Source organism: Xanthomonas sp. NCPPB 4467, from assembly GCF_041475665.2.
GTDB lineage: Bacteria > Pseudomonadota > Gammaproteobacteria > Xanthomonadales > Xanthomonadaceae > Xanthomonas > Xanthomonas dyei.
The window spans coordinates 258,672-283,643 of record NZ_CM191260.1; the positions used below are offsets into that span (position 1 = coordinate 258,672).

Genomic DNA, 24,972 nt, shown 5'->3' on the forward strand with positions numbered 1-24,972 from the left:
GTCTGGCCGGCTCCGGCCATGTCCTGTTCGTCGATCCGCCAGCCTTGCCAGGCCAGCCAGCTCGTCGCCCGAGCAGCACGCCGACGCCTGCCTGCTTCCTGTCGCCACGCCCTAGCGTGCGCCCACGATCGATGAGAGACCGATGCCTGCACTGACCCACCCACTGACCACCCTGTCTGTCGCCCTGTTTTGCGCATTGACCTGGCCTGCCGCTGCGCACGCAGCCGACCTGGCCGATGCCAAGACGCTGGACCAGGTCACCGTCAACGGCACGGTGAGCCGCGCGCAGCCGGCCACCACCACGCGCCTGCCGCTGACCCTGCAGGAGACGCCGCAGTCGGTGAGCGTGATCGGATTGCAGCGCCTGGAGGACGAGTCGCTTTTCAGCATCGATGACGTGATGCGCAACGTCACCGGCGTCAACGTGTCGTTCTACGACACCCAGCGGCCGCTGTATTTTGCGCGCGGTTTCCAGATCACCGACTTCCAGGTCGATGGCTTGCCCACCTATAGCGGTGCGACCAATCAGGAATACGACACGGTGTTTTACGACCGCATCGAAGTGATCCGCGGCGCCAACGGCCTGCTGACCGGTGCGGGCATTCCCTCGGCCACGGTGAACCTGTTGCGCAAGCGCCCGGGCAAGACGTTCGACGCCTCGGTTGCCGCAAGCGCCGGCACCTGGGACTTCCGCCGCACCCAGGCCGACGTCAATGCACCGCTCACCGACGATGGTCGTTTCCGCAGCCGCGTGGTCGCGGCCTGGCAGGACCGCGACTACTACTACGACCGTTACCACGACAACAAGATGTCCGGCATGGCGGTGCTGGAGGGCGATCTGACCGACAGCACCACGCTCACCGTTGGGTATCAACGTCAGGACAACAGCCCGGTCGGTTCGACCTGGGGCACGGTGCCGTTCTTTGCGGCCGATGGCAGCTTTGCCAATCTGTCGCGCTCGACCAACATGGCACCGGAATGGACACGCTGGCAGCGCGAAACCAGCACGGCATTCGCCAATCTGGAACAACGCTTCGGCGAGGACTGGTTGCTGCGCGTCAACACCGCGCACACCAAGGGCGATGTGCAAAGCATTCGCGTCTACGGCACCGGTTACCCGGCCGCCGATGGCAGTGGCGTGTTCCTGCGCACCGGCACCGGCGAAACCAGCGACACCCGCGATGGCGTGGATGTGTATCTGTCGGGCGGGTTCTCGCTGTTCGGCCGCCGCCACGACGTGGTGCTGGGTGGCAGCTGGCAGGATCTGCAATCGACCACCTACGGCATTACCCAGCAGTACCCCAGCGGCTGGGGATCGTGCATCAACGAAAGCGGTGGGTCCGAGCGCTGCTATCGGATTCCCGACATCCGCAACTGGGATGGCGATGCCCCCGAGGTGACCTATCGCCGCACCGGATCCCGCCGCGAAGCGCGCACCACCCAGCGCGGCGTGTACGCCTCCACACGTCTGCGCCTGGCCGACCCGCTGTCGCTGATCGCTGGCGCGCGCCTGAGCACCTGGCAGACGCGCACCCAGGGCTTCAACGTCAGCGGCGGCTACACCGGCACCACCGGCCGCTACAAGGTGAGCGATGAAGTCACCCCGTACGTGGGCCTGGTCTACGACATCGTGCCGGATGTGTCGGTGTACGCCAGCTACACCGAAATCTTCAATCCGCAGAACTACCGCGACAAGGACAACAACCTGCTCGCACCGGTGGAAGGCTCCAATCTGGAAGCCGGCGTCAAGGCGCAATTACTCGGTGGCCGCGCCATGGCCACCGCCGCCGTGTTCGAAGCAAAGCAGGACAACTACGCGGTGCGCGACATGACCCAGCCCGAATCGTCGCTGCCCGATGGAACCTCGGCGTATATCGGCGTGAACGGTACCAAGAGTCGCGGTTGGGAGATGGATATCAACGGCGAGATGCTGCCGGGTTGGACGGTCAATGCCGGCTACACCCACGTCAAGGTCACGCGCGCACCCACCGATGCGATCTACGCCAACCTGCCGGAAGACTATCTGCAGCTGTCCACCCAGGTACGCCTGCCCGGCGCGTGGGATCGCCTGAGCATCGGTGGTGGCGTGAGTTGGCAAAGCGCGGTGCGCGGCTTCAACATCGCACGCCCCACCGGCGATGGCAGCGGCGCCACCACACCGGTCACCGTGGTGCAGAACCCGTATGCGTTGGTGCACTTCAACGCCAACTACCGCATCAGCGACCAGTGGACCGCCACGCTGGCGGTACGCAACGCGTTCGACAAGACCTACTGGGCCAACCTGGATTACCAGAACTACGGCGAACCACGCTTTGTCAGCGTGTCCCTGCGCTGGCGGTACTGAGGAAACAGCGATGCCGGCCGATCACCTCGCAGTGCATGCGCCACGATGGTCGGCCCGGCATCGCAACCAAGGTCCTACGGCAGCATCCAACGTATCTGCCGTTGCGTAGGAGCGGACCTGGCCGCGACGCCGTCCCGACACAGCATCGGTACTTCCGCAGCAGGCATCGAGCAACGCAAAAGAGTTCATTCGCCTGGATCAACGCCTCGCACGCCACAGCGTGCAATGTGCGAACGGCAGGCAGATAACCTCGTAACCCATGCGAGCGGAAAACGCGCAGAAGGCGGTAAATCAAGCGAGCGAGATGCCGCATTTCGTAGGAGCGGACCTGGCCGCGACGCCGTCCCGATAGCGCCGATGCGCAAAAAACGTTTTACACAACAACAGAAGAACCCGCTCATCCGCGCCCAAGTGAGCACATGCAACTCTCCATTGCACACACCCCGCCACATGCAGGCGCTCGGTTTCTTGCTTGACCTTGCGGACCGCGGCTTACCGTGAGCAGTAGAACCGCAGCACCTGCCTGCCACATGCAAGCCCCGCAATCACCCTGCACCTCCAATCCAACAAAGCGTCGTGCGCAACGCAGATCGCGCCGCACCACAACCGCTTTACGGTGCCACGCATTCCTCGTCCTTGCCGCGCAGTTTTTGCCAGCGCGACCGTTGTTCCAGGCAGCGCTGATAGGCCTGCTGCTTTGCCGACGCGGCCTGGTCGGCGGCGTTACGCGTGGCACTGCTGCGCGCGGCCTGCAGCTGCGCGATCTTGGCGCGGATCTGCGGCATCACGGCCATCGCCGCGCGTTCGCCTTCCAGGATGGCGACACTGCGCTGATTGAAATCGGCCGAGCCGATATCGTTGACCTTGGGGCGCACCACCACATCTGCACGCTTTAGCTCGGCTTCGCCAAGACGCTGCCCCATGATCGAGATCGACTGGTTCACCGTGCCCAGCAGATCGCCCGGATTCTTGCCGCTGGCCTTGCTGGAGATATCCACCGCCACCACGAATTCGGCGCCGAGCTGACGCGCGGCATCCACTGGCACCGGGCTGACCACACCGCCGTCGACGAAATGGTATTTGCCGATGGTCACCGGCTCGAACACGCCGGGAATGCTGCTGGACGCACGCACCGCCTGGCCGGCGTTGCCGCGCACGAACACGGTGCGCTCGCCGTCTTCCAGGCGCGTGGCCACCACCGCAAACGGCTTGCGCAACTTCTCGATAGGCTTGCCGCCGAGTTGCTCGTTGACGTAGTCCTGCAGCTTCTGGCCCTGCACCAGGCCACCGGAAAACAGCCGCACATCGCGGATGCTGGTCTGGTCGAGCGCCACCGCTTTTTCCTGCATTTCGAACGCGTCCATGCCGCTGGCATACAGCGCGCCGACCACGCTGCCGGCGCTGGTACCGGACACCACCACAGGCGCAAACCCGTTGGCTTCGAGCATCTTGATCACGCCGATATGCGCAAAGCCTTTGACTGCGCCGCCGCCAAGCGCGATGCCGATCTTCACCGGTTTGGCCGCAGCGGCCGAAGGCGCCTGCACCACCGGCGCCGGCGTTGCCGGGCGCGGCTCGCCACCGCAGGCCGAGAGCAGACCGAGCATGGACAACAGGGTAAGCGAGCGGGGGCGGCGGAGCGCGGTCATGGGGAAAACGTCGATGGGAAAGGCGAGGGAGAATACACGCGTGCCGTCACGGTCGCTGCTGTGCTGCGGGGTGGTCGATGGTGGAGGTGATCGAGAACTTGCACAGGCTGTTGGTGGTGCAAGCCTCTGCTGCACTTTCTATTGGCGGGAAAACGCTGGCGCGCAGCGCCGGATGAGGGTGCGCGAAACCTGGTGTCATGCCATTGCAGGTGTGGCTTCGCGTCGTCCCCTCACCCCCCTTCTCCCGCACGAGGGAGAGGGGCTAGTGCGCGTGCGATGGCGACGTTCCTACGCCGGAGTGCGACATCCCGATTCCCCGGAGCAACGTCCCGACTTGCGCGCGACGTCCCTTCTCCCGCGTGCGGGGGAAGGGACCCGTAGGGCGGATGGGGGGAATCGCCGGCAGTCGATCAAGACAGGCGTGCTCCCGAAGCGCGCCGGACCTGGACCTGCCGCAGTGGGGCGTCTCCGGCATGTATGCGGTGCTCCACACCGGCCACCACACTGGCCGGGCCGCAAAAAGCCGCGAACATCGACACGGCCTCGCCGCGCCAACCATCAAAACCGGTTATCGCCATCCAGCAGCCGTCCCAGGCCGCCGAGCACCGAGCCTTCGCCGCGTTGCTGGCCGCCGGCTTGCGGGGCGGCCTGCAGCATGCGCCCGGCCATGCGCGAGAACGGCAGCGATTGCAGCCACACCTTGCCGGGGCCGGTGAGGGTGGCCAGGAACACGCCTTCGCCGCCGAAGAACATGCTCTTCAATCCGGCCACGCGACGCACGTCCATGTCCACGCCGGCGTGATAGGCGACCACGCAGCCGGTGTCCACGTCGATGCGCTCGCCGGGGCCGAGGTCGCGTTCGACCACGGTGCCGCCGGCGTGCACGAACACCCAGCCGTCGCCTTCGAGTTTCTGCATGATGAAGCCCTCGCCGCCGAACAAGCCGGTGAGGATTTTCTTCTGGAAGGCGATGCCCAACGACACACCGCGCGCGCCGGCCAGGAAGCTGTCTTTCTGGCAGATCAGGCGCCCGCCGTGCTCGGACAGCCGCAGCGCCAGCACCGTGCCGGGGTAGGGCGCGGCGAAGGCCACCTTGGCCTTGCCGCTGCCGGTATGGGTGAACACGGTAGTGAACATGCTTTCGCCGGTGACCACGCGTTTGCCGGCGGAAAGCAATTTGCCCATCAGCCCGCCGCTGCTGCCGCCCTGACCATCATGCGAGCCGTCGCCGAACACGGTGTCCATCTGTACCGCCGCATCCTTGTACATCAGCGCGCCGGCTTCGGCGATGGCGCTCTCGCCCGGGTCCAGTTCCACTTCGACAAACTGCATGTCGTTGCCGACGATGCGGTAGTCGATCTCATCGGCGCGCCCGGCGCTGGCGATGCTGCCAAGCGGTGGCGGTGCGCTGCCAGCGCCCTGCAGGTCGACCAGCTGACGGGCCGGCGTCCAGCCATCGAGTCCATCGCGCCAGGCCAGCGCATCGGGTTGGCGCTGGGCATACGCGCGGGCGCTGGCATCGTCGAGCGGGCCGATACGGTCGGCCTGTCCGGGAATATGGAAATACCACTGGGCCATCGGGACGACTCCTGTCGGTGTGTGCGGCGAGTCTAGCCGCAGCAACGGCCACCGCGTCCCGTGTCCAAGGTCATGCCGTGCAAGGCGGTCAGGCGGGGTTGCGGCCGCTAGACACCCCACGCGTGCCATCGGGCCGGCATGCTGCCGAGGCGGTCGTGGTCAGGCGGTTGCGCTGAAGTAGGCCGCAGTAGCGAGCGCTTGCATCCGGAAACGGCGTCACGTTGACTGCAGCATTGGCGCCGCCGGCTTAGAGCAGCTCCCAAAACGACTGTGCTCACTTACCGCCAAGCGGGCGCGGCCGGTGCTCGGTGCGGCATGGTCCACGCGTCCACTCCGGTGCTGAGTGTGCCGCCCGCACCTACCCGGCGACAGCTCGCCACGTTGTGTCAGCCGCGCTTATTCCCCCACCGTCGCCCAATAGCGCTCGCCATCGCGGTGCACACGCACCGGGCCGTCGAACGCTGCCGACAGGCTGGCATCGGTCAGCAGCGCATCGCGCGGACCATCGGCGATCACCGTGCCGGCGCGCAGCAGAATCACCCGCGCAATTTCCGGCACGATCTCTTCGATGTGATGGGTCACAAGCACCAGCGTGATGCCTTGCCGTGCAAGGTCGCGCAAGGTGTCGAGCAGGTGCTGGCGCGCCACCAGGTCCAGGCCGGTGGATGGCTCGTCCAGCAACAGCGCCTGCGGGCGGTTGACCAGGGCGCGTGCGATCAGCACGCGGCGGGTCTCGCCGGCCGACAACTCGGCAAACGGTCGATCCAGCAACGGCAAGGCGCGCGCCAGCGCCAAGGCCTCACGTGCGTGCGCGCGCATGTCGTCGCTGACCTCGTGATGCGGTGGCACCACGTAGCTGGCGAACAAGCCGGACAACACCGCGCTTTCGACATCCAGCCCCGGCATGTCGGCCAGGTTGACGCTCAGATCGCCGCTGACGATCCCCAGTTGCGAGCGCAACCGCTCCACCTGCCAGCGCGCCTGCCCCAGCACCTTCACCGCAGGCTGGCCATCGCCACGCGCCAACGGATACAGCTCGCGCGTGATGAGCTTGATGAACGAGGATTTGCCGCAGCCGTTGGGGCCGAGGATGGCGGTGTGCTGACCAAGCGCAATGCGCAAACGCAACGCGTGCAACACACGGACCTGGCCGCGCATCACACTTGCCTGGTCGAGTTCGATCAGCGCAGGCGCATCGGCAAACGTATCGGCAACATCGGTGGAAACAGTCATACGCAAGACATCAGGCAGTAGGAGAAGAGCAGGAGTGAACCGTTTTAGAAAAGCAGGCATCACCCTACGCATCCGAAGGGTGAAGTTTGCCGCGATCGCCCCCATCATGTCTGCATCGACCAACGAGAAACCGCTGCCGTGGAACTGCCGATGCTGTCCGATCCGATCATCGACTTCCTGACCGCCGGCGTCGCCGGGCTGGGTGTGTGGGGCATGCTGGCAGTACTGCTGGTGTTCACCCAGCTCACCATCTTTGCGGTGACCTTGTACCTGCATCGCAGCCAGGCGCACCGCGGCGTGGATTTCCATCCGGTGGTGGCGCACTTCTTCCGCTTCTGGACCTGGCTCACCACCTCGATGATCACCCGCGAATGGGTAGCCATCCATCGCAAGCACCACGCCAAGGTCGAAACCGAGGACGACCCGCACAGCCCGCAGATCAAGGGCATCAAGCAGGTGTTCTGGCGCGGCGTGGAGCTGTACCGCGAGGCGCGCACGCAACGCGCCGACATCGAGCAGTACGGCAAGGGCGCGCCCAGCGACTGGATCGAGCGGCATCTGTACACCCCGCACGCCAATGCTGGCCCGATCGCGCTGCTGGTGCTCAACGGCGTGTTGTTCGGCTTGCCCGGCATTGCGCTATGGGCGATCCAGATGGCGTGGATTCCGTTCTGGGCGGCGGGTGTGGTCAATGGCCTGGGCCATTGGTGGGGGTATCGCAATTTCGAATCCGCCGACACCTCCACCAACCTCACGCCGTGGGCGCTGTGGATCGGTGGCGAAGAACTGCACAACAACCATCACGCGTTCCCGAGTTCGGCACGGTTTTCGATGCGGCGTTGGGAACTGGATATCGGCTGGATCGCGATTCGTGGGTTGCAGGCCATGGGGCTGGCCAAGGTGCTGCGTGTTGCCCCGTCGCTGGATATCCGCCCCAATATCGCCGTGCCCGATGCCGATACGCTGAAAGCGCTGTTGTCGCATCGCTTTCAGGCCATGACCGATTACCAGCGCAACGTGCTCAAGCCGGCCTTGCGCGAGGAAGCCGCCGCCACCGGCGCCAAGCTGCGCGAGTTGTTGCCGCGGCGTTTGCGCAAGGGCCTGGTCGATGACGGGCGCTGGCTCAAGCCGGATGCGCGCGCGCAGTTGCAGGCCTGGGTGGCGCAGCGTCCGCGCATGCGCACGTTGGTCGAGTACCGCGCGCGCCTGACCGCGGTGCTGGAAGCGCGTAGCCATGATGCGTCCGAGCGTCTCAAGCAGTTGCAGCAGTGGTGCCATGAGGCCGAAGCCAGTGGCAACGCCGCGCTGCAGGCATACGCGGCGCGGCTCAAGGGTTATGCGCTGAGTGGCGCGTGAGCGCAGCGGCACGCGTGCTGCGGTGGGCGCACGTGGGTGGAAGTGTTCGGTGAGGCGCGCGTTGCTGATGGCCTGCATCGTCTGTGCGTGCGCGTCTGCGGCGCACGCCCAGGTGCAGGACAGCCAGGACTATCTCAAACGCATGGACACCGATGGCGATGGCCGCGTCAGCCGCGATGAATATCTGGCCTGGATGAGCTACGCCTTCGATCAGCGCGATGTCGATCACGACGGTGTGCTGCAAGGCGACGAACTGCCGGGCCGGCGCGGCAAGCCGATCACCCGCGCTGCGCATCGCGCCAGCTTGATCGAGCGCTTCGCACGCCAGGACGCTAACGGCGATGGCACTCTGAGCGCGCGCGAACTGCTGGCGCCGCCGCGCTGATGCGCACCTTCGCGCGTGTCTGACGTCGCGTTCGGCAAGCTCGCACGCATGTTCACTCTCCACCAGGTCAGCCGCCGCTACGGCCAGGCCATTGCACTCGACACGGTCACGCTGGGCTTTGCCAGCGGCGTTACGACGGCGTTGATCGGCCCCAGCGGCGCCGGCAAGTCCACCGTGTTGCGCATGCTGGTGGGGCTGGAATGGCCTGACAGCGGCACGGTCGCCTTCGACGGCATGCCGCTGCAACGCGCCAGCCTGCAGGCGCAACGCCAACGCATTGGCTACGTCATTCAGGAAGGTGGGCTGTTTCCCCACCTGGACGCGCGCAGCAATGTGGTGCTGCTGGCGCAGACCCTTGGCTGGACGCGACAACGCATCGATGCGCGCTTGGATAGCCTGTGCACGTTGTGCCAGTTGCCACCGCAGTTGCTGGCGCGCTATCCGGCCGAACTCTCCGGTGGGCAGCGCCAACGCGTGGGCTTGATCCGTGCCTTGATGCTGGACCCGCCCGCGCTGCTGCTGGACGAACCGCTGGGCGCGCTCGACCCGATCGTGCGTTACGACCTGCAGGCGCAGATGCGCGCGCTGTTTGCGCAGCTCGGCAAGACCGTGGTGCTGGTCACCCACGATGTCGCCGAAGCGGCGTATCTGGCCGACACCCTGGTGCTGATGCGCGCTGGCCGCGTGGTGCAGCAGGGCAGTGCACGCGAGCTGCTTGAGCAGCCGGCCGACGCGTTCGTGCAGCGGTTTCTCACCGCACAACGCAGCATCGGCGACGCCGTATGATGGCGCGCCTCTTTGCGGCAATGCTGCTGCTGATCTGCAGCCTCGGCGCGCAGGCCGCGCCGGTGACGGTCGGCTCGAAGAACTTCACCGAGGCAGTGATCCTGGGCGAAATCGCCACTGCGGCCGGTCGGCGCGATGGCGTGGACGTGCAACACCGCGCCCAGCTTGGCGGCACGCGCATCCTGTGGCGCGCGCTGGAAACCGGCCAGATCGATGCCTATGCCGAATACACCGGCACCCTGGCGCAGGAATTGCTGCAGTTGCCCAAGGCCAGCCACGCCGAGCTACGCGCGGCGCTGGACGCGCGCGGTCTGGCGATGACCGCGTCGCTGGGGTTTCAGGACACCTATGCGTTTGGCATGCGCCGTGCGCGTGCGCAGGCGCTGGGCATCGCATCGCTCTCGGATCTGGCCCGCCACCCGGCACTGAAGATCGGTTTGAGCAATGAATTCATGCAGCGCGCCGACGGCTGGCCCGGCGTGCGTGCGGCGTACGGCTTGCCGCAAACCGCCACCGGGCTGGATCACGATCTGGCCTATCGCGCGCTGCAAAGCGGGGCGATCGAGGTCACCGATCTATACAGCACCGATGCGGAGATTCCGTATTACCAGCTGCAGGTGCTGCGCGACGACCGCCAGTACTTCCCGGAGTACCAGGCGGTATTTCTGTATCGCAAGGATCTGGCGCAGCGCGCACCGGCAATGCTCAAGGCTTTGCAAGGTCTGCAGGGACGGATCGACGAAGCCACCATGCAGCGGCTCAATGCGCAGGTGAAATTGGAGCGGCAGTCCGAGGCGGCGGTGGCCGCGCAATGGCTGGGCGTTGCGGCCACGGCGCAGGCGGACTCGCGCATCGGCCGGTTGCTGCGTCACACCCGCGAGCATCTGGCGCTGGTCGGCATCTCGCTGGGCTTCGCGTTGCTGATCGCGCTGCCCTTGGGTGTGCTCGCAGCGCGGCGGCCGCGGCTGGGCCAGGTGGTGTTGTCGTTGACCGGTGTGTTGCAGACGCTGCCTTCCTTGGCTGTGTTCGTCTTCATGATTCCGCTGTTCGGCATCGGCGCAAAGCCGGCAATTGCCGCGTTGTTCCTGTATAGCCTGCTGCCGATCGTGCGCAATACCCATGCCGGGCTCACGTCGATTCCGCGCGAGTTACGCCAGACCGCCGAAGCGATCGGGTTGCCGGCCTGGACGCGATTGTGGCGCGTGGAATTGCCGCTGGCCTGCCGCACCATCGTGGCCGGTATCCAGACCGCTGCGGTCATCAACGTGGGCACCGCCACCTTGGGTGCGCTGATCGGCGCAGGTGGGTATGGCCAGCCAATTCTCACCGGCATCCGTCTGGACGATATCGGCTTGATTCTGGAAGGCGCGATCCCTGCCGCCGTCCTCGCCCTGCTGGTACAGGCGGCATTCGAAGGGCTGGAGCGTTGGGCAACCCCACGCGGCCTGCGGCTCAGTCGGCGCGGTTGAGCAGCGGACAAATAATCCTCCATGAACTCGTAGGTGCGGACCCGGCCGCGACACCGCCTTACTCGGATCACGCCCCGTCGCGGCCAGGTCCGCTCCTACATGCGCTGGGGTACCGCGTCATTCGCCCGGCAGCGCAGCAATCAAGCGTAGGAGGGCATCGTCGGCGACACTCAGGTGCGGTGCGATACGTAAACGTCCATGCCGCCGCGTGCAGATCGCCCCCTGCTCGCCGAGCGTCTTTGCCACCGCATCCAATTGGGTGGCCGGCGGCTGCAGCGCGGTCAGATGCGGCGCATGACCAGGCGTGAACCAATGCTCGAGCCCGCGCGCGGATAACGCCGCATCCCACTGCGCGGTCAGTGCGCCGAGCGCCGCAGCGATACGCGCAGGTTGCCAGGCCGTCACCTGCTGCAGGGCGGCCGTTGCCATCGCAATCCGCAACGGGTCGGCAACGCCGCCGGCATCGAACCGCCGTGCCCCTTCGCGATACTGCGGCGCCTTCGCCACCGGAAACTCCCAACTGCTGCCGGCATCCCGGCCGATCCAGTGTTCTTCGATCGGCACGCCCCGCGTGCGCCACTGCGGCGCCACCCATAGCCAGGCCAGGCCCATCGGCCCCAGCAACCATTTATGGCCGACACTGACCACGAACTCCGGCTTCCAGCGCGGCAGGTCGGTCGGCATGACGCCCAGGCTCTGGCTCAGATCCAGCACCAGCGCCGCACCGCGCGCATGCACCGCCGCGCTGATCCGTTCCAGGTCCAGCTGCCGCCCGTCCAGCCAGTACGCATGCGGCAGGCTGACGATGCGCAGCGCAGGCGTGTGTTCAACCGCCTCCAGCACCGCATCGGTCAGCACTGTGCCGGCAGTGGTCGGCACCGCCACAAGGTGTGCACCGACCTCCGTGCAGCGCCGTTGCCAGATCAGCAGGTTGGACGGGAATTGCCCGTCCAGCAGCAGCACCGCATCGCCGCCATGCAGTGGCAGATTGCGTGCAGCCGTGGCCAGCCCATGCGCGGCCGACGGCAGCAACGCCACCGCATCGACATCGTGGTCGAACAGACCTGCGGCCAAGCGGCGCAGCTGCTCGATGTCGTGCAGCCATGCATCGAACGGCAACCGCCACGGCGCGGCCATCGCATCGACCGCCTGATGCGCCACGGCTTGCACCGCAGTCAGCAACGGCCCGCGCGAAGCAGCGTCCAGATAGATGACCTCATCGGGTAGCGCAAATGCGCGGTGCCGGTGTTCCCAGGCGACAGGGGTGGGGAGCGAACTGGGCAGCGAAGACGATGGCATGCCAACAGCTTACCGCTGGCTGCCATGCCGCCGACACGGCGCGTTCACGGACGCTCCCCAAGCATATGGGGATGTCTGCACTCTCCCCCCTGGCGGTCGACCGCCAGCAACAGCAGCTGACGCTGCTGCAACGCTACGCGCAGACCCGCGCGTTGAGCGACCGCCTTGCCGCACCCCTGAGCGCGGAAGACGCGATGGTGCAGAGCATGCCCGATGCCAGCCCCAGCAAATGGCATCTGGCGCACACCACCTGGTTTTTCGAACGCTTCGTGTTGCAGGCCGACCCTGCGTACCGCGTCTTCGACCCGGCGTGGGACTTCTTGTTCAATAGTTACTATCAAAGTGTGGGCCCGATGCATGCGCGCACACGTCGCGGGGTGTTGTCCCGGCCATCGCTGCAGCAGGTGCGCGACTATCGCGCGGCCGTCGACACCCATATGCAGCAGCGCCTGCACGATGGCGCGCTCGACGCGCAGGCGTGCACCATCGTGCAACTGGGCATCCAGCACGAGCAGCAGCACCAGGAATTGTTGCTGACCGACATCAAGCACGCGCTGTGGAGCAATCCGCTGCAGCCGGCCTACCGTGATGCGCCCGCCCCCGAAGCTGCATTGCCGAGTGCACTGCGGTGGCATGCGCGCGATGAACAGATTGCGCAGATCGGTGCAGCCGCATGGCCGCAGTGCGACACGTTTGCCTACGACAACGAGTCCCCGCGTCACCGCGTGCTGATCGGGGCGCATGCCTTGGCCAACCGTGTCGTCACCAATGCCGAGTTCCAGGAGTTCATCGACGCCGGCGGCTACCGCAGCGCCGGTGCCTGGCTGAGCGATGGCTGGGCGATGGTGCAGGCGCAGGGCTGGCAGCATCCGCTGTACTGGGATGCAGATGGACGCGAATTCACCCTGGATGGCTGGCGCTCGCGCGATGCGCACGCGCCGGTCTGTCACCTGAGCCTGTTCGAAGCCGATGCGTTCGCCCGCTGGGCCGGTGCGCGTCTGCCCACCGAAGCCGAGTGGGAACAGGCGGCCGCCGGGGTGCCGGTGCAGGGCAATTTCGTCGATACCGACGCACTGCATCCGCGCGCTGCGCAGGCCGTGGATACCGGCATGCAGCAGCTGTTTGGCGATGTCTGGGAATGGACCGGCAGCGCCTATCTGCCGTATCCCGGTTTTGCGCCGTGGCCCGGTTCGTTGGGCGAATACAACGGCAAATTCATGAATGCGCAATGGGTGCTGCGCGGTGGCAGCTGCGCCACGCCGGCTAGTCACATCCGCGCCAGTTACCGCAACTTTTTCCCCTCCGATGCGCGTTGGCAGTTTGCCGGCGTGCGCCTTGCCAAGGATCTGCCTTGAACGCCGCCGCCCATGCCATGCAACGCGCCCATGCCGCGTTGACCGACCTGCGTCCGCAGCCGGACGACATCACCGCCGATGCACTGGCCGGCCTGTCGCAAACACCCAAGACCCTGCCGTCCAAATACTTCTACGATGCCCGTGGCTCGCAGCTGTTCGAAGCCATCACCCGGCAGCCGGAGTACTACCTCACCGGCACAGAATTGACGTTGCTGGAAGCCAGCATGCCGGCGATCGCACAGGCGATTGGCCCCGACGTGCATGTGGTCGAATACGGCAGCGGCAGTGGCCGCAAGACCGAGCTGCTGCTGCAAGGCCTGCGCGATGTGGTGGCGTACACGCCGCTGGAAATTTCGCGCACCGCATTGCTGGAAAGCACAGCGCGGTTGACCCAGCAATTTCCGCAGATCCAGATGCTACCGGTCTGTACCGACTTCACCAAGCCGTTGCGCCTGCCCGATGGGCAGCGTCCTTCGCGTCGCCACGTGATGTTCTTCCCCGGTTCCACGCTAGGCAACTTCACCGACACCGCCGCCATCGCCTTGATGGATGCGATGCGCCAGACCATGGGCAGCGATGGCTGCGCGTTGATCGGTATCGATCTGGACAAGGACGCCGGCCTGATCGAAGCCGCCTACAACGATGTGGCCGGCGTCACTGCCGAGTTCACCTTGAACCTGTTGGCGCGACTCAATCGCGAGATCGGCAGCGATTTCGATCTGGACTGCTTCCGTCACCACGCGGTGTATGCGCGCGAACGCGGCCGCATCGAAACCTTTTTGATCAGTCAGCGCGACCAACGCGTGCACGTGGGCGGAAAGGAATTCGCCTTTGCCGAAGGCGAAGCCATGCAGGTCGAATATAGCTACAAATACACCGATGCGCGTTTTGCCGAACTGGCCGCAGCCGCCGGGCTCAAGGTCACGCACGGCTGGAACGATGCGAAGGATTGGTTCGGGCTGCGCTTGCTGCGCCCGGTGTAAGCGAACCGGATGGCCACCATGGCCGAGTGCGGCCTGGCGATACGGTTCCAACCAACGATCAGTTCGATTGCAACAGGGTGCGCATGCGTTGGCACGACGCGGCGATGGCATCCACTAGCGCATCCAGGACCGGATGCGCGACGCCTTCCTGTCGAAGCACGACGGCAAGATCACGCGCCTGATCGGGCAGGTCGCTTGCGGCCATCTCCATCCAGGCGAGGCAGGTCATGGCGTCCAGGCGCAGCGTTTCGGCCAATTGCCGCCAGTCGCCTGGACCAATGTCCCACCAGCGATAGTGGCTGCCGACTTTCATTGCCATCTTGATTTTGCGCTGTTGCAGTTGCGGATACGGCAGGGCGCTGGAGATGTCGTACAACGGTGCCAGCCGTACCTGCCGGTGTTGGCCGAGCAGCAGCGAATAGTTCTTCGCGTGCGCATCGGTGCCGCCGATCAGGTGATTGAAGACCAACGCCTGGAACAGGGTTTCGACGTCCTGCCGCGCCCGTGAGGAGTGCGTCCACAACAGCTGCGACAACGCAGCCGGTCCCGGGCCACCCTGGTTCTGGTATTTGATCTGCGGCATCACCCCCAGCGCTTGGCAGACGTCTTCCTGGTGGATGCGCAGCAGCCTGCCGTCGCTGCCGATGCGGTCGTAACGTTCGACGCAAATGGCGGTTTCATCGCCGAAGCGCAGCGCCTGGGCGGCGGCGGTCGGCAGGCCGATGCTGCGCGCCAGGCGCAGGCAGAACAGCTCGTTCTCGACGAACCCGTCGTATTCCCCGCTCGGTGGTTTGAGGATATGCGTGGTCGGGATGCGTCCGGCCGGGATGGCCCACTGCTGCCCGTCGTGCAGCAACGCGATCTTGGCCTGCGCGCCGGCCAGGCTGAATTGACCGACGTCATCGACCTGGCGTGCTGCACCCACATCCTGGCGCAGCCTGCGCAAGCGTGCTTCCAGTTCGCCATCGGTGAGCGGTTCGATGGCGTCGCTGGCGCCGGACAGCACATCCTCAAGTCGGGCTTCGGTGACGAACTGCACTGCACCAGCGCAATCCTCGCCGACGTGCGACAACAGGGCGAGCGGGTTGCGCGGAGAGACCTGGAACCTGGAGGCCCAGCGTTGCAGTGTGGCTTCGTTGTCTGGCAGCAGGCCCCACAGCACTGCGTCGACCGCCTCTGTGCGGTGATCCTCCTTGCTAAGCGGAAGATTCAACGACAGCGGTATCGCACTATTCGAATGCTGCCAGTCCGGCGTGTAGGTAAATCGTGGAAGCCCATGCGGGTCGGACGCAAGATGACCGATCACCTGGTGTTCGATCAGTGCGAGCAGTCTCACGGATCGCCCTTCTTTTTAGAAGATGCCGATATGACGTTGGAAATTTTCGCTGCCTTGCCAACCTTCGAACGATCACGTGCGGAGACCTGGTTCTGCAAGACTTCATTCACTCCATGTTTTTCATTCGGTGCATCGATCAGCGAGGGATATTTATTCAGTGCTGCAGCTAATGCTGCCTGCGCCGGAGACTGTTTTAGAGCATCCAATGCCGGAAATGGTCTGTGCAAGCCAGCGTTTTTCAGCCTATCGAGCGACGAGAATTGAGTCTGGATAGTGTTGTTGAACGCATTGAGAGCGTTGGTTCCCAATGGCGGATTGGACCGGTTATGTTCAACGATCGCATCGAGATTGATCGGCGTCACGGTGCCGCGATCGGGCACGCTCGCCTGCGGAACCTGAGCAACGCCTGGGCCCAGCATCAACTCCAGTCCCAACGCCTGCAGCGCTCTCAGGATCAATTGCAGTTCCGCACGCGGCTTGCCTTTCTCGATATCGACGACCCATTGCCGGCTCACACCGATGTCGTTGGCCAGGCGAGCCTGATCCCAGCCCAGGCGCTTGCGCCTGGCGCGGATGATGTTACCGATATCGGAAGGTGTACGGACAGTATCCATGGCTGCAATGTAAGCGATCGGCGACATTGGCGCAATGTCGACGATCGCTTACATTCGAAAGGCCAATCGCGCCGAACCACCCAATGTCTCCAATAAAATGTCGTCGAGCGATGACATGAAAAAAATGTCATCGTTCGGCGACATCAGGCGGCCTGCACCACATGCAGCACCTTGGGATTGCGCCACTGCGCCAGCAAGGTCGCTTCGCGCGCCTTGGCCTCACGCAGATGCGCCTCCTTGACGTGCCCATAGCCGCGGATGTGTTCGGGGATGCTGGCGATCTGCGCGGCCAGGCCCACGTTGTCGGCATCCAGACGCTCCAGCAGCCCGTCCACGGTGGCGAGATAATCGACAATCAGCTGCCGCTCGCTGCGGCGCTCTGCGGTGTAGCCGAACACATCGAGCTTGCCGCCGCGCAGGAATTTCAGCCGTGCCAGCAGCTTGAAAGCGCTGAACATCCACGGCCCGTATTCGCGCTTGATCGCATGGCCGTGTGCATCCTTCTTGGCCAGCAGCGGTGGTGCCAGGTGGAAGCGGACCGTGTAGTCGCCTTCGAACTGCTGCTGCAGCCGGCGCTGGAAATCGCCACGCGTGTATAACCGCGCAACTTCATATTCGTCCTTGTAGGCCATCAGCTTGAAGGCGTAGCGCGCCACCGCTTCGATCAACGCCGTGCTGCCGGGGACGCGTTGGGCCTCGTGTCCACGCACGCGTTCCACCAGCGCGCGATAGCGCTGCGCGTAGGCAGCGTCCTGGTAGTCGGTGAGAAACGCGATGCGGCGGGTAATCGCTTCGTCCAGCGACTGCGCCAGCTGCTCATCGTCGAGTGGATGCACCGGTGCATCCACATCGCCATGCAGTGTGCTGCCATCGGTTTGCGCCAACGCACGCGGTGCGTTTTGTCCGCTGAGAGTGTGGTCTTCCCAGCTACCGGGCGCACGTGCGGCGGGTGTGTCACCGTGTCGATGTGCAGACGCGTCAGCGTTGGCCAGACCTGCAGCGCGTTGCACCGCCGGCAGATCCACCGCCGCCAGCCGGCCCCAGGCGAAGGCCTGCTGATTCATCGCCACCGCTGCGCCATTGAGTTCGATCGCGCGCATCAATGCCGCATGCGACAACGGCACCAGTCCGTGCTGCCAGGCATAACCCAGCACGAACAGATTGCTGGCGATCGCATCGCCCAGCAATGCAGTGGCCAGTTGCGTGGCATCCAGCAATAACGGCTCCTGTCCGCCAAGCGCGGTACGCACGCCGGCAATGATCTCGTCAGCCGGGAACTGCAGATCCGGCTGCGTGGTGAAGCTGCCCGGCATCGCCTCATAGGTGTTGAGCACCACCTGGGTGCGGCCATCGCGTACCTTGGACAGCGCCCAATAATCGTTGACCACCACCATGTCGCAGCCCACCACCAGGTCGGCTTCGCCGGCGGCAATGCGCACCGCATGGATATCGCCGGGCGTGCGCGCGATGCGGATATGCGTGGTGACCGCGCCACCTTTTTGCGCCAGGCCGGTCTGGTCCAGCACCGTGGCGCCCTTGCCTTCAAGGTGCCCGGCCATGCCCAGCAGCGCACCGATGGTCACCACGCCAGTGCCGCCGACGCCGGTGATCAGGATGTTCCAGGGCTGCTCCAACGTGGTGCGCTGCGGCGGTGCGGGCAGGTTATCCAGCAATGCGCTGGCATCGCGTTGTTTGCCCTTGCGCGGCGCACCGCCATGCACGGTGACAAAGCTCGGGCAGAACCCGGAGACGCAGGAATAATCCTTGTTGCAATTGGATTGATCGATCTGCCGCTTGCGCCCGAATTCGGTTTCCTTCGGCAGCACCGACACGCAAAAACTTTTCTCGCCGCAATCGCCGCAGCCTTCGCAGACCAGCGAATTGATCATGACGCGCTTGGGCGGGTCGACCAGCTTGCCGCGTTTGCGGCGCCGACGCTTTTCGGTGGCGCAGGTCTGATCGAAGATCAGGATCGACACCCCCTTGACCGTGCGTAGGTGCTGTTGCACTGCATCCAGCTCGCCACGATCATGAAATGCCACATCGGCGGGAAACAGATCGCGCCGCCGCGTCCACTTGCCGATGTCGTCGCTGACGATCGCAATCTCGTGGATGCCTTCGGCGCGCAGCTGATGGGCGATGTCCGGCACGGTGAGCGTGCCGTCCACCGGCTGGCCGCCGGTCATGGCCACCGCATCGTTGTAGAGAATCTTGTAGGTGATGTTGACGCCGGTGGCGACCGATTGGCGAATCGCCAACGAGCCGCTGTGGAAATACGTGCCATCGCCCAGGTTCTGAAACACGTGCGGTGTGTCGGTAAACGGCGCCTGCCCCGACCACGTCACGCCTTCGCCGCCCATGTGGGTGAAGGTGTCGGTGGAGCGGTTCATCCAGGTCACCATGTAATGGCACCCGATGCCGCCCAGCGCGCGCGAGCCTTCCGGCACCACCGTGGAAGTGTTGTGCGGGCAGCCCGAGCAGTAATGCGGCACGCGCGGGAACTGCGCGCGCGGCAAGGCCATTTCCGCTTCCTTGGTCTCCATCCAGCGCAACCGCTGCTCGATCGAATCGGCAGTGAAAAAGCGCTGGATGCGCTTGCCGATTACCGCGGCGATCGTGGCCGGGGTCAGCTCGCCGGTCGACGGCAAAATCCATGCGCCGTGTTCGTCGTATTTGCCGACGATGCTGGGCCGCGCACCGGCATTGGCCGGCCAGTTGTAGAACAGCTCCTTCATCTGGCGCTCGATGAAGGCCTTCTTTTCTTCCACCACCACAATGTCGTCGAGACCCTGCGCGAACGCGCTGATGCCCACCGGTTCCAGCGGCCAGGTCATGCCGACCTTGTACACGCGGATACCGATCTGCGCGCAGGCCTGCGCATCCAGGCCCAGGTATTCCAGCGCCTGCAAGACGTCCAGATAGCTCTTGCCGGTGGTGACGATGCCCAGCCGCGCGCGCGGCGAATCCAGCACGATCCGGTCGATCTGGTTTGCCCGCGCAAATGCCTGCGCGGCCGCCACCGCATAGCGATGCAGGCGCATTTCCTGATCCACCGGCGGGTCCGGCCAACGGATGCTCAAACCGCCCGGCGGCAGCGCGAAATCCTCCGGCAGCACGATGCTGCGCGCGAATGGGTCCACCTGCACCGACGCGGACGATTCCACCGTCTCGGCGATGGTCTTGAAGCCGATCCAGCGCCCGGTGTAGCGGCTCATCGCCCAGCCCAGCAAACCCATGTCCAGGATGTCCTGCACCCCGGCCGGGTTGAGGATGGGCATCATCGCGCTGACGAATTCGTCTTCCGACCCATGCGGCAGCGTCGAGCTGCGGCAGGCATGGTCGTCGGCGGCCAGCGCCAGCACGCCGCCAAACGGCGAAGTGCCGGCAGCATTGCCGTGCTTGAACACATCGCCGCTGCGGTCCACACCCGGGCCCTTGCCGTACCACATGCCGTACACGCCCTGCACCTTGGCGCCGGGGAACAGGTTGGTCTGCTGGGTGCCCCACACCATGGTGGCGGCCAGGTCCTCGTTGAGGCCCGGGGTGAAGGTCACCCTGGCGGCATCCAGATGCTTGCGCGCGCGCCACAGTTCCAGATCGAGCCCGCCCAAGGGGCTGCCGCGGTAGCCGCTGATGAAGCCGGCGGTGTCCAGGCCGGCCGCGTCGTCGCGCAGGCGCTGCAGCAACGGCAGCCGCACCAGGGCCTGCACGCCGGACAGATAGATGCGCCCATCGGTGCGCGTGTATTTGTGGTCCAGCGTGTAGTCCGCATCCACCCGGCCGAGCTCCGGCGTGTTGGCAGAGTCGGGAGAAGAGAGTGCAGCGGTACTGGTCATGGCGTGCCCGGAAAGGGTGGCTGGGACCCGGTGCGTGTCATCTGAAACCAATGACGCGCCCGACGGATTCCAAAACGGCGGTGCAAAGTGTAACAGTCAGCCTTCACGCGCCCGTTCGCATGCGGATGCGCCGCCGTCGCGCTGCGGGTAGGATGGGGACGGGAAGGGTCGTTTGCTGTTCAGGGGAAAACACAGTGAAAAGGAAATACGCATGGGCCGCCTTGGTCCTGCTTGGAGGCGTGTGGTCGCTGGCGCAGGCACAGAGCCTGCCCAAGCCCAAGGAGTTCTATTTCGACGAAGACCGCAGCACCACCAAGGCGGTGGTCGCGGTGCCGGGGCAGGGCGATGCCGTGGTCGACCGTCTGGCCGCGATGGTGCAGCGGGACGCACGCGCCGCCGAGCCGCGCGCCCAGCTGGCCTCGCTGGCCTATGCCGGCGGACGCACGCAACTGGGCGATGAGCTGTACCAGGGGGCGTTGGCACTGGTCTCCAATGGCAGCCAGCAATATCGGGCCATCAGCTGGAACTACGGCTGGGACCTGCTGCGCGCCGACAAGCCCGACAAGGCGTTGCAGCAGTGGGCCAACCTGGCCAATGGTCGCCCGGCCACGCCGGAATGGTTGCCCACCACCGCCGCCTTGACGTTGTGGCGGGCAGGTCGCAAGCAGGAGGCTACCGAGTGGTATGCCGCCGCGGTGCGCACCTGGCCCGATCGTTGGGGCAGCACTGCCAATTACGCCAGCCTGCTGCCGGATTGGCGCGAGGCTGAGCGCACCAGCCTGGCCGAGGTCTTTGCGGCATGGCAGGCCAACCCGCCAGCGTTTCCGTAAGCGGTACGCCGCGCTGCAGGGATTGCCTGCAGCGCATGCCGTGCAGTGGTCTGCAGGTTTGCTGCAGGGTCCTGCCCGCCGACCATCGCGGGACACGCTGCAAGGACGTCCATACCAGCTCTTGCACGGCATTCACGGCGCGTCAGGTCCCGCGAAGGTGAGCGAGCAATGACAGTCGCGATGGTCGTTGCGCACAGGGTTCAATCACGCAGCCGGCAACCTGTCTGCTGCGGTGTCCTCGCCGATTGCAGGACCGTTGGCGGCGTGATACCGCCATCGAGCCCCCAGGGACGGGGTCACGGCGTGTCCTGCGAGCGGCGAGGGCACCGCGCCCTCCACAGACTGGCTTCGGAATAGGCAAACGAGGGAAGTCTCGCTGCGCACCGATGGCGCGCCCTCTTCGTGCAGGGATCCAATGGCGCGCGCGACCGCTTGTTCCGGCTCGATCTGTTGCGCCGTAAAGTGCTTGGCCATCGGGCCGACGCGCTCTTCGCGCGAGCGCGACGCCAAGCCAGCCTTCCTCCAATGCCTGGGCCCGGCGCTGTGCGATCCTGTGCATCGCTCTCCAACAGACACGATCAGCCATGGCGGTGGATGCATTTGCGTTGATCCTGGCGATGCTGGGGCTTGGCCTGGTATTCGCGCGGCTCAAGGTGCTGCCCGACAACAGCGCCGATGTGCTCAATCGCATCGTGTTGTACATCTGCCTGCCTGCCTCGGTGCTGACCTACGTGCCGCGCCTGCATCTGGACGCCTCGCTGGGCGGGGTGATCGCCACGCCATGGCTGCTGACCGCCATCATCGTGCCGCTGCTGTGGGGCTGCAGCCACGTGTTGCGCTTCGGCCGTGCCGAGTACGCCGCGCTGCTGATGTGCGTGGTGTTCACCAACTCCAGCTTCATCGGGTTTCCGATGGTGCGCGCGCTGCTGGGCGACCAGGCCCTGCCGTACGCGGTGGTGTACGACCAGTTCGGCACCTTCGTGCTGTTGTCCACCTTCGGCCTGTACGTGCTGGCGCGCTACAGCGGCGATACGCCGCCCACCGCAAAAATCATACTGACCCGTGTCCTCAAGTTCCCGCCGCTGTGGGCGCTGCTGTTTGCGCTGACGTTGATGCCCGCGCAGCCGCCGGCCTGGATCGGCGCAGGCCTCAAGAGCCTGGCCGATGCGATGTTGCCGCTGGTGATGCTGGCGGTGGGCTTTTCGCTGCAGTTGCGTCTGCCCGCCGACGAACTCAAGCCGCTGGCGGTGGGGCTGATCTTCAAGCTGGCGGTGATGCCGATCCTGGCGCTGCCGCTGTCCTGGGCGCTCGGCCTGCGCGGGCTGATGCTGCAGACCACCGTGCTCGAATCGGCCATGCCCACCATGATCACCGCCGCCGCGCTGGCGATCTCGCATCGGCTGGCCCCCAGGCTGGCGGCCGCCATGGTCGGCTACAGCATCCTGCTCTCGCTGCTGACCTTGCCCGCCTGGTCCTGGTTGCTGGCGCGCCTGGTGGCTTGATACGCCCGCAGCGGCATGAAATGCTGGCCTGCGGCATGGTGCCGCGCTCACACGGAAGACAAGCACATGCAGGGATATCGTCAGATCGCAGTTGCGCTGCTGTGCCTTGGCACCAGCCTGTCGGCCTCTGCGGCAACAGCGCCTGCCACACCCGATCCCGCCAATGCACCCGAGGTGCAGCAGTGGGCACAGCAAGTTGGCCAGGCCATGCAGGCGCGGCTGCAGACCCTGGCCGCCAGCGAACAGCCGCGTCAGCGTTATGTTGCAGGCCTGCTGTGGCTCAGCGATGACGCGCAGACTGATACGCAGGCCGCCGCCACCGGCGATGCGCCAGCCCAGCGGGCAGTGCTGCAAGGCGCGCTGGATGCACGGCCCCGCGATCTGCTGGTCGCGCGTGTAGAGGCCAACGACTGCCCGGCGGAGCTGCGTTGCGACCCGGCCGGCGCAGTGGTTTTTCTGGAACAGGCCGATGCCGGCAACGCCGATGCGCCGTTGCGGGCCTTCAGCGCCGCGCAGCGACGCGGCGATCGGCTCGCCGCCGAATCCGCCTGGCAGGCCGCCGCACGCGCGGACCATTTCGACAGCGGCGCGGTTGCGCTGGGGCAGGCCTTGCACGCGGCCTATGCCGGGATGCAATGGCCACACCTGCAATCGTCGCAGCTGCGCGCGCAATTGCAGGCACAAGGTCTGCCGTCCACTGGTGCGGAGATGGCGATGGGCTACGTGATGGGCGCCTGGGCGGCGCACGCACTTCCGTCGCTGGTTGAGGTCACGCGCCGATGCACCCCGCCCATCGCCGCACCTGCATTGCGCGATGAGTGCATGGTCATCCTCGGCAACCTGGGCAACGACGACGCAATGCTGGTAACGGCGTTGATCGGCTCCGAGCGCATGGCAGCGCTGAGCACCGGCCGCGATGCTGCGTATTGGCACGCGCGGGTACGCGAGTTGCGGTGGTTGCAGCAGCATCAACATCGCCGCACGCCCAGTGTTGCCACTGCCACTGCCACTGCCACTGCTGAGGTTGAGATCACTTTGACGCAAGGTGAAATCCCCGCATTGCGCGCGTCCTTGCAACGCAGCGGCGTTACCGCCTTGCCACCGGCGGGCTGGCATCCCGTCGCCGCAATTCGCTGAGACACAAGGTGCGCAGCAAATGTGCGCGGCTGAACCGTGCGCGTTTGCTGCACTGCGATGACGAACGCACGCATCGCGTTTAACGCGTTTCGACTACTCCCTCACCTTGCCGCGGTGTACGCTGCCGGCTTGCTCCCGGAAGCGAGGCGTGCATGAAGACAGTCCTGGTGGCCGCTTCCAAAGGCGGCGTCGGCAAGACCACGATCGCCACCAATCTGGCCGCATACGCGGCCTTGCAAGGCCAGCGCACCGTGCTGGCAGATGCCGATCCGCAGGGCTCGTCCACACGCTGGGCGCAGCGACGCGCCAGCCTCGACAGTGCGGTACTGCCGATCGACGCCACCAAGCGCCGCAACTGGCAGGCGGCAGTCCCCGATGGCACCGACCAGCTGATCATCGACGCGCCGGCCGGTGCGATGGCCGACGACCTGAGCGGCTTTCTGGACCACGTCGACGCCATCGTGGTGCCGGTGCTGTCCTCGGCCCTGGACATCGAAGCGGTGGTGGGCTTTCTCAACACGCTGGCCAAGGTGCCGCGCGTGCATCAGCGCAAGCTCCCGGTCGGCCTGGTGCTCAACCGCGCCCGCCCCTGGACCCAGACCGCCCAGCAGGCCGCCGAGATGATCGGGACCTGGCCTTATCCGCTGGTGACCCAATTGCGCGACACCCAGGCCTACGTGGTCATGGCCGGGCTGGGGCGCAGCTTGTTCGATTACCGCTCGGCGCAGGTGCGCGACCATCAACAGGACTGGGAGCCGCTGTTGAAGTGGCTCAAGAAGTCCTAGAACCGGAAAGTTCTTATGCGCGAATTGATCTTGTTGCGACACGCCCATGCCGAGCCGGCCGATACCGGCCAGGCCGACTTCGACCGCCCGCTGTCCCCGCACGGCATCGCCGAGGCGGAATCTGCCGGGCGTTGGTTGCGCGAACAGCGGCTGGTCCCCGACCGGGTGCTGTGCTCGCCGGCGCGGCGTTCCCGCGAGACCCTGGAGGCAGTGCTCGAGCTCACTGGCTATATCGAACAACGCCTGGACGAACGCATCTACGAAGCGACCCCGGGCACCCTGGCCAGCCTGGTGGACGAACATCGCGAGGCCGAGCGCCTGCTGCTGGTCGGTCACAACCCGGGCCTGGAGCGGTTGGCTGCGCTGATGCATAGCGGGCAGACCGGCGACTACCGCGGTATGCCTACCGCCTCGATCGCCCTGCTGGCGCTGCCGCTGGACGCTAGCATCGAGCCAGGGATCGCCCGCCTGACCGCCTTCTGGTGGCCTTGATCC

Annotated in this window: 19 protein-coding genes and 1 other RNA gene; 13 read left to right on the forward strand and 7 right to left on the reverse strand. The window is 65.6% G+C overall.

The window, feature by feature from the left end; genetic code table 11:
• Positions 1–142: 142 nt before the first annotated feature.
• Complete coding sequence (locus ACCQ06_RS01005) at positions 143–2,344, forward strand: TonB-dependent siderophore receptor (protein WP_316689896.1); 2,202 nt, start codon at positions 143–145, stop codon at positions 2,342–2,344.
• Between the two features lie 611 nt (positions 2,345–2,955).
• Here ACCQ06_RS01005 and ACCQ06_RS01010 read toward each other — a convergent pair.
• Positions 2,956–3,993: a patatin-like phospholipase family protein gene (locus ACCQ06_RS01010; protein WP_104616241.1), complete on the reverse strand. Its 1,038-nt coding sequence runs from the start codon at positions 3,991–3,993 to the stop codon at positions 2,956–2,958.
• Between the two features lie 558 nt (positions 3,994–4,551).
• Complete coding sequence (locus ACCQ06_RS01015) at positions 4,552–5,571, reverse strand: TIGR00266 family protein (protein WP_104616242.1); 1,020 nt, start codon at positions 5,569–5,571, stop codon at positions 4,552–4,554.
• A gap of 315 nt (positions 5,572–5,886) precedes the next feature.
• Between ACCQ06_RS01015 and ACCQ06_RS01020 the strand changes: the two genes are divergently transcribed.
• A non-coding RNA gene (locus ACCQ06_RS01020) (sX9 sRNA) lies at positions 5,887–5,963 on the forward strand.
• A gap of 4 nt (positions 5,964–5,967) precedes the next feature.
• Here the strand turns inward: ACCQ06_RS01020 and ACCQ06_RS01025 are convergent.
• Complete coding sequence (locus tag ACCQ06_RS01025; RefSeq protein WP_228324740.1) at positions 5,968–6,804, reverse strand: ABC transporter ATP-binding protein; 837 nt, start codon at positions 6,802–6,804, stop codon at positions 5,968–5,970.
• A gap of 150 nt (positions 6,805–6,954) precedes the next feature.
• Between ACCQ06_RS01025 and ACCQ06_RS01030 the strand changes: the two genes are divergently transcribed.
• The 4 genes from ACCQ06_RS01030 to ACCQ06_RS01045 all read left to right on the forward strand — a co-directional run bounded on the left by ACCQ06_RS01030 (position 6,955) and on the right by ACCQ06_RS01045 (position 10,800).
• Complete coding sequence (locus tag ACCQ06_RS01030; protein ID WP_228324768.1) at positions 6,955–8,160, forward strand: DesA family fatty acid desaturase; 1,206 nt, start codon at positions 6,955–6,957, stop codon at positions 8,158–8,160.
• Positions 8,161–8,227: 67 nt separating this feature from the next.
• Entirely contained in the window at positions 8,228–8,545 is a 318-nt protein-coding gene (locus ACCQ06_RS01035; RefSeq protein ID WP_228324767.1) for an EF-hand domain-containing protein, read from the forward strand.
• A gap of 48 nt (positions 8,546–8,593) precedes the next feature.
• A complete protein-coding gene (locus ACCQ06_RS01040) occupies positions 8,594–9,331 on the forward strand; it encodes an ATP-binding cassette domain-containing protein (protein ID WP_316689897.1) in 738 nt (245 codons plus the stop codon).
• Positions 9,328–10,800 carry an ABC transporter permease/substrate-binding protein gene (locus tag ACCQ06_RS01045; RefSeq protein WP_228324738.1) on the forward strand — a complete coding sequence of 491 codons (1,473 nt, stop codon included), beginning with the start codon at positions 9,328–9,330 and terminating at the stop codon, positions 10,798–10,800. The genes ACCQ06_RS01040 and ACCQ06_RS01045 overlap by 4 nt, the downstream gene beginning before the upstream one ends.
• Positions 10,801–10,917: 117 nt before the next feature.
• Here the strand turns inward: ACCQ06_RS01045 and ACCQ06_RS01050 are convergent, their stop codons facing one another.
• Complete coding sequence (locus ACCQ06_RS01050) at positions 10,918–12,099, reverse strand: aminotransferase class V-fold PLP-dependent enzyme (RefSeq protein ID WP_228324737.1); 1,182 nt, start codon at positions 12,097–12,099, stop codon at positions 10,918–10,920.
• Between the two features lie 65 nt (positions 12,100–12,164).
• Between ACCQ06_RS01050 and egtB the strand changes: the two genes are divergently transcribed.
• Positions 12,165–13,454, forward strand: a complete 1,290-nt coding sequence (gene egtB / locus ACCQ06_RS01055; protein WP_228324736.1) for an ergothioneine biosynthesis protein EgtB — start codon at positions 12,165–12,167, stop codon at positions 13,452–13,454.
• Positions 13,451–14,437 carry an L-histidine N(alpha)-methyltransferase gene (gene egtD, locus ACCQ06_RS01060; protein WP_228324735.1) on the forward strand — a complete coding sequence of 329 codons (987 nt, stop codon included), beginning with the start codon at positions 13,451–13,453 and terminating at the stop codon, positions 14,435–14,437. The genes egtB and egtD overlap by 4 nt, the downstream gene beginning before the upstream one ends.
• Positions 14,438–14,495: 58 nt before the next feature.
• Here egtD and ACCQ06_RS01065 read toward each other — a convergent pair whose 3' ends face one another.
• The 3 genes from ACCQ06_RS01065 to ACCQ06_RS01075 all read right to left on the reverse strand — a co-directional run bounded on the left by ACCQ06_RS01065 (position 14,496) and on the right by ACCQ06_RS01075 (position 20,223).
• On the reverse strand, positions 14,496–15,773 hold the full coding sequence (locus tag ACCQ06_RS01065; RefSeq protein WP_228324734.1) for a type II toxin-antitoxin system HipA family toxin: 1,278 nt from the start codon (positions 15,771–15,773) through the stop codon (positions 14,496–14,498).
• Complete coding sequence (locus tag ACCQ06_RS01070) at positions 15,770–16,414, reverse strand: helix-turn-helix transcriptional regulator (protein WP_316689898.1); 645 nt, start codon at positions 16,412–16,414, stop codon at positions 15,770–15,772. Before ACCQ06_RS01070 ends, ACCQ06_RS01065 begins: the two co-directional genes overlap by 4 nt.
• A gap of 116 nt (positions 16,415–16,530) precedes the next feature.
• Positions 16,531–20,223, reverse strand: a complete 3,693-nt coding sequence (locus tag ACCQ06_RS01075) for an indolepyruvate ferredoxin oxidoreductase family protein (RefSeq protein WP_316689899.1) — start codon at positions 20,221–20,223, stop codon at positions 16,531–16,533.
• A gap of 194 nt (positions 20,224–20,417) precedes the next feature.
• On the opposite strand from ACCQ06_RS01075, the gene ACCQ06_RS01080 reads away from it, so the two are divergent.
• The 5 genes from ACCQ06_RS01080 (at position 20,418) to ACCQ06_RS01100 (ending at position 24,969) form a co-directional block, all read left to right on the forward strand.
• A complete protein-coding gene (locus ACCQ06_RS01080; protein WP_104616250.1) occupies positions 20,418–21,053 on the forward strand; it encodes a tetratricopeptide repeat protein in 636 nt (211 codons plus the stop codon).
• Between the two features lie 584 nt (positions 21,054–21,637).
• On the forward strand, positions 21,638–22,555 hold the full coding sequence (locus ACCQ06_RS01085) for an AEC family transporter (RefSeq protein WP_104616252.1): 918 nt from the start codon (positions 21,638–21,640) through the stop codon (positions 22,553–22,555).
• Between the two features lie 66 nt (positions 22,556–22,621).
• Entirely contained in the window at positions 22,622–23,692 is a 1,071-nt protein-coding gene (locus ACCQ06_RS01090; protein ID WP_316689900.1) for a hypothetical protein, read from the forward strand.
• Positions 23,693–23,844: 152 nt separating this feature from the next.
• Complete coding sequence (locus ACCQ06_RS01095) at positions 23,845–24,477, forward strand: ParA family protein (RefSeq protein ID WP_104616254.1); 633 nt, start codon at positions 23,845–23,847, stop codon at positions 24,475–24,477.
• A 15-nt stretch (positions 24,478–24,492) separates the two neighbouring features.
• A complete protein-coding gene (locus tag ACCQ06_RS01100) occupies positions 24,493–24,969 on the forward strand; it encodes a SixA phosphatase family protein (RefSeq protein WP_104616255.1) in 477 nt (158 codons plus the stop codon).
• Positions 24,970–24,972 lie beyond the last annotated feature (3 nt).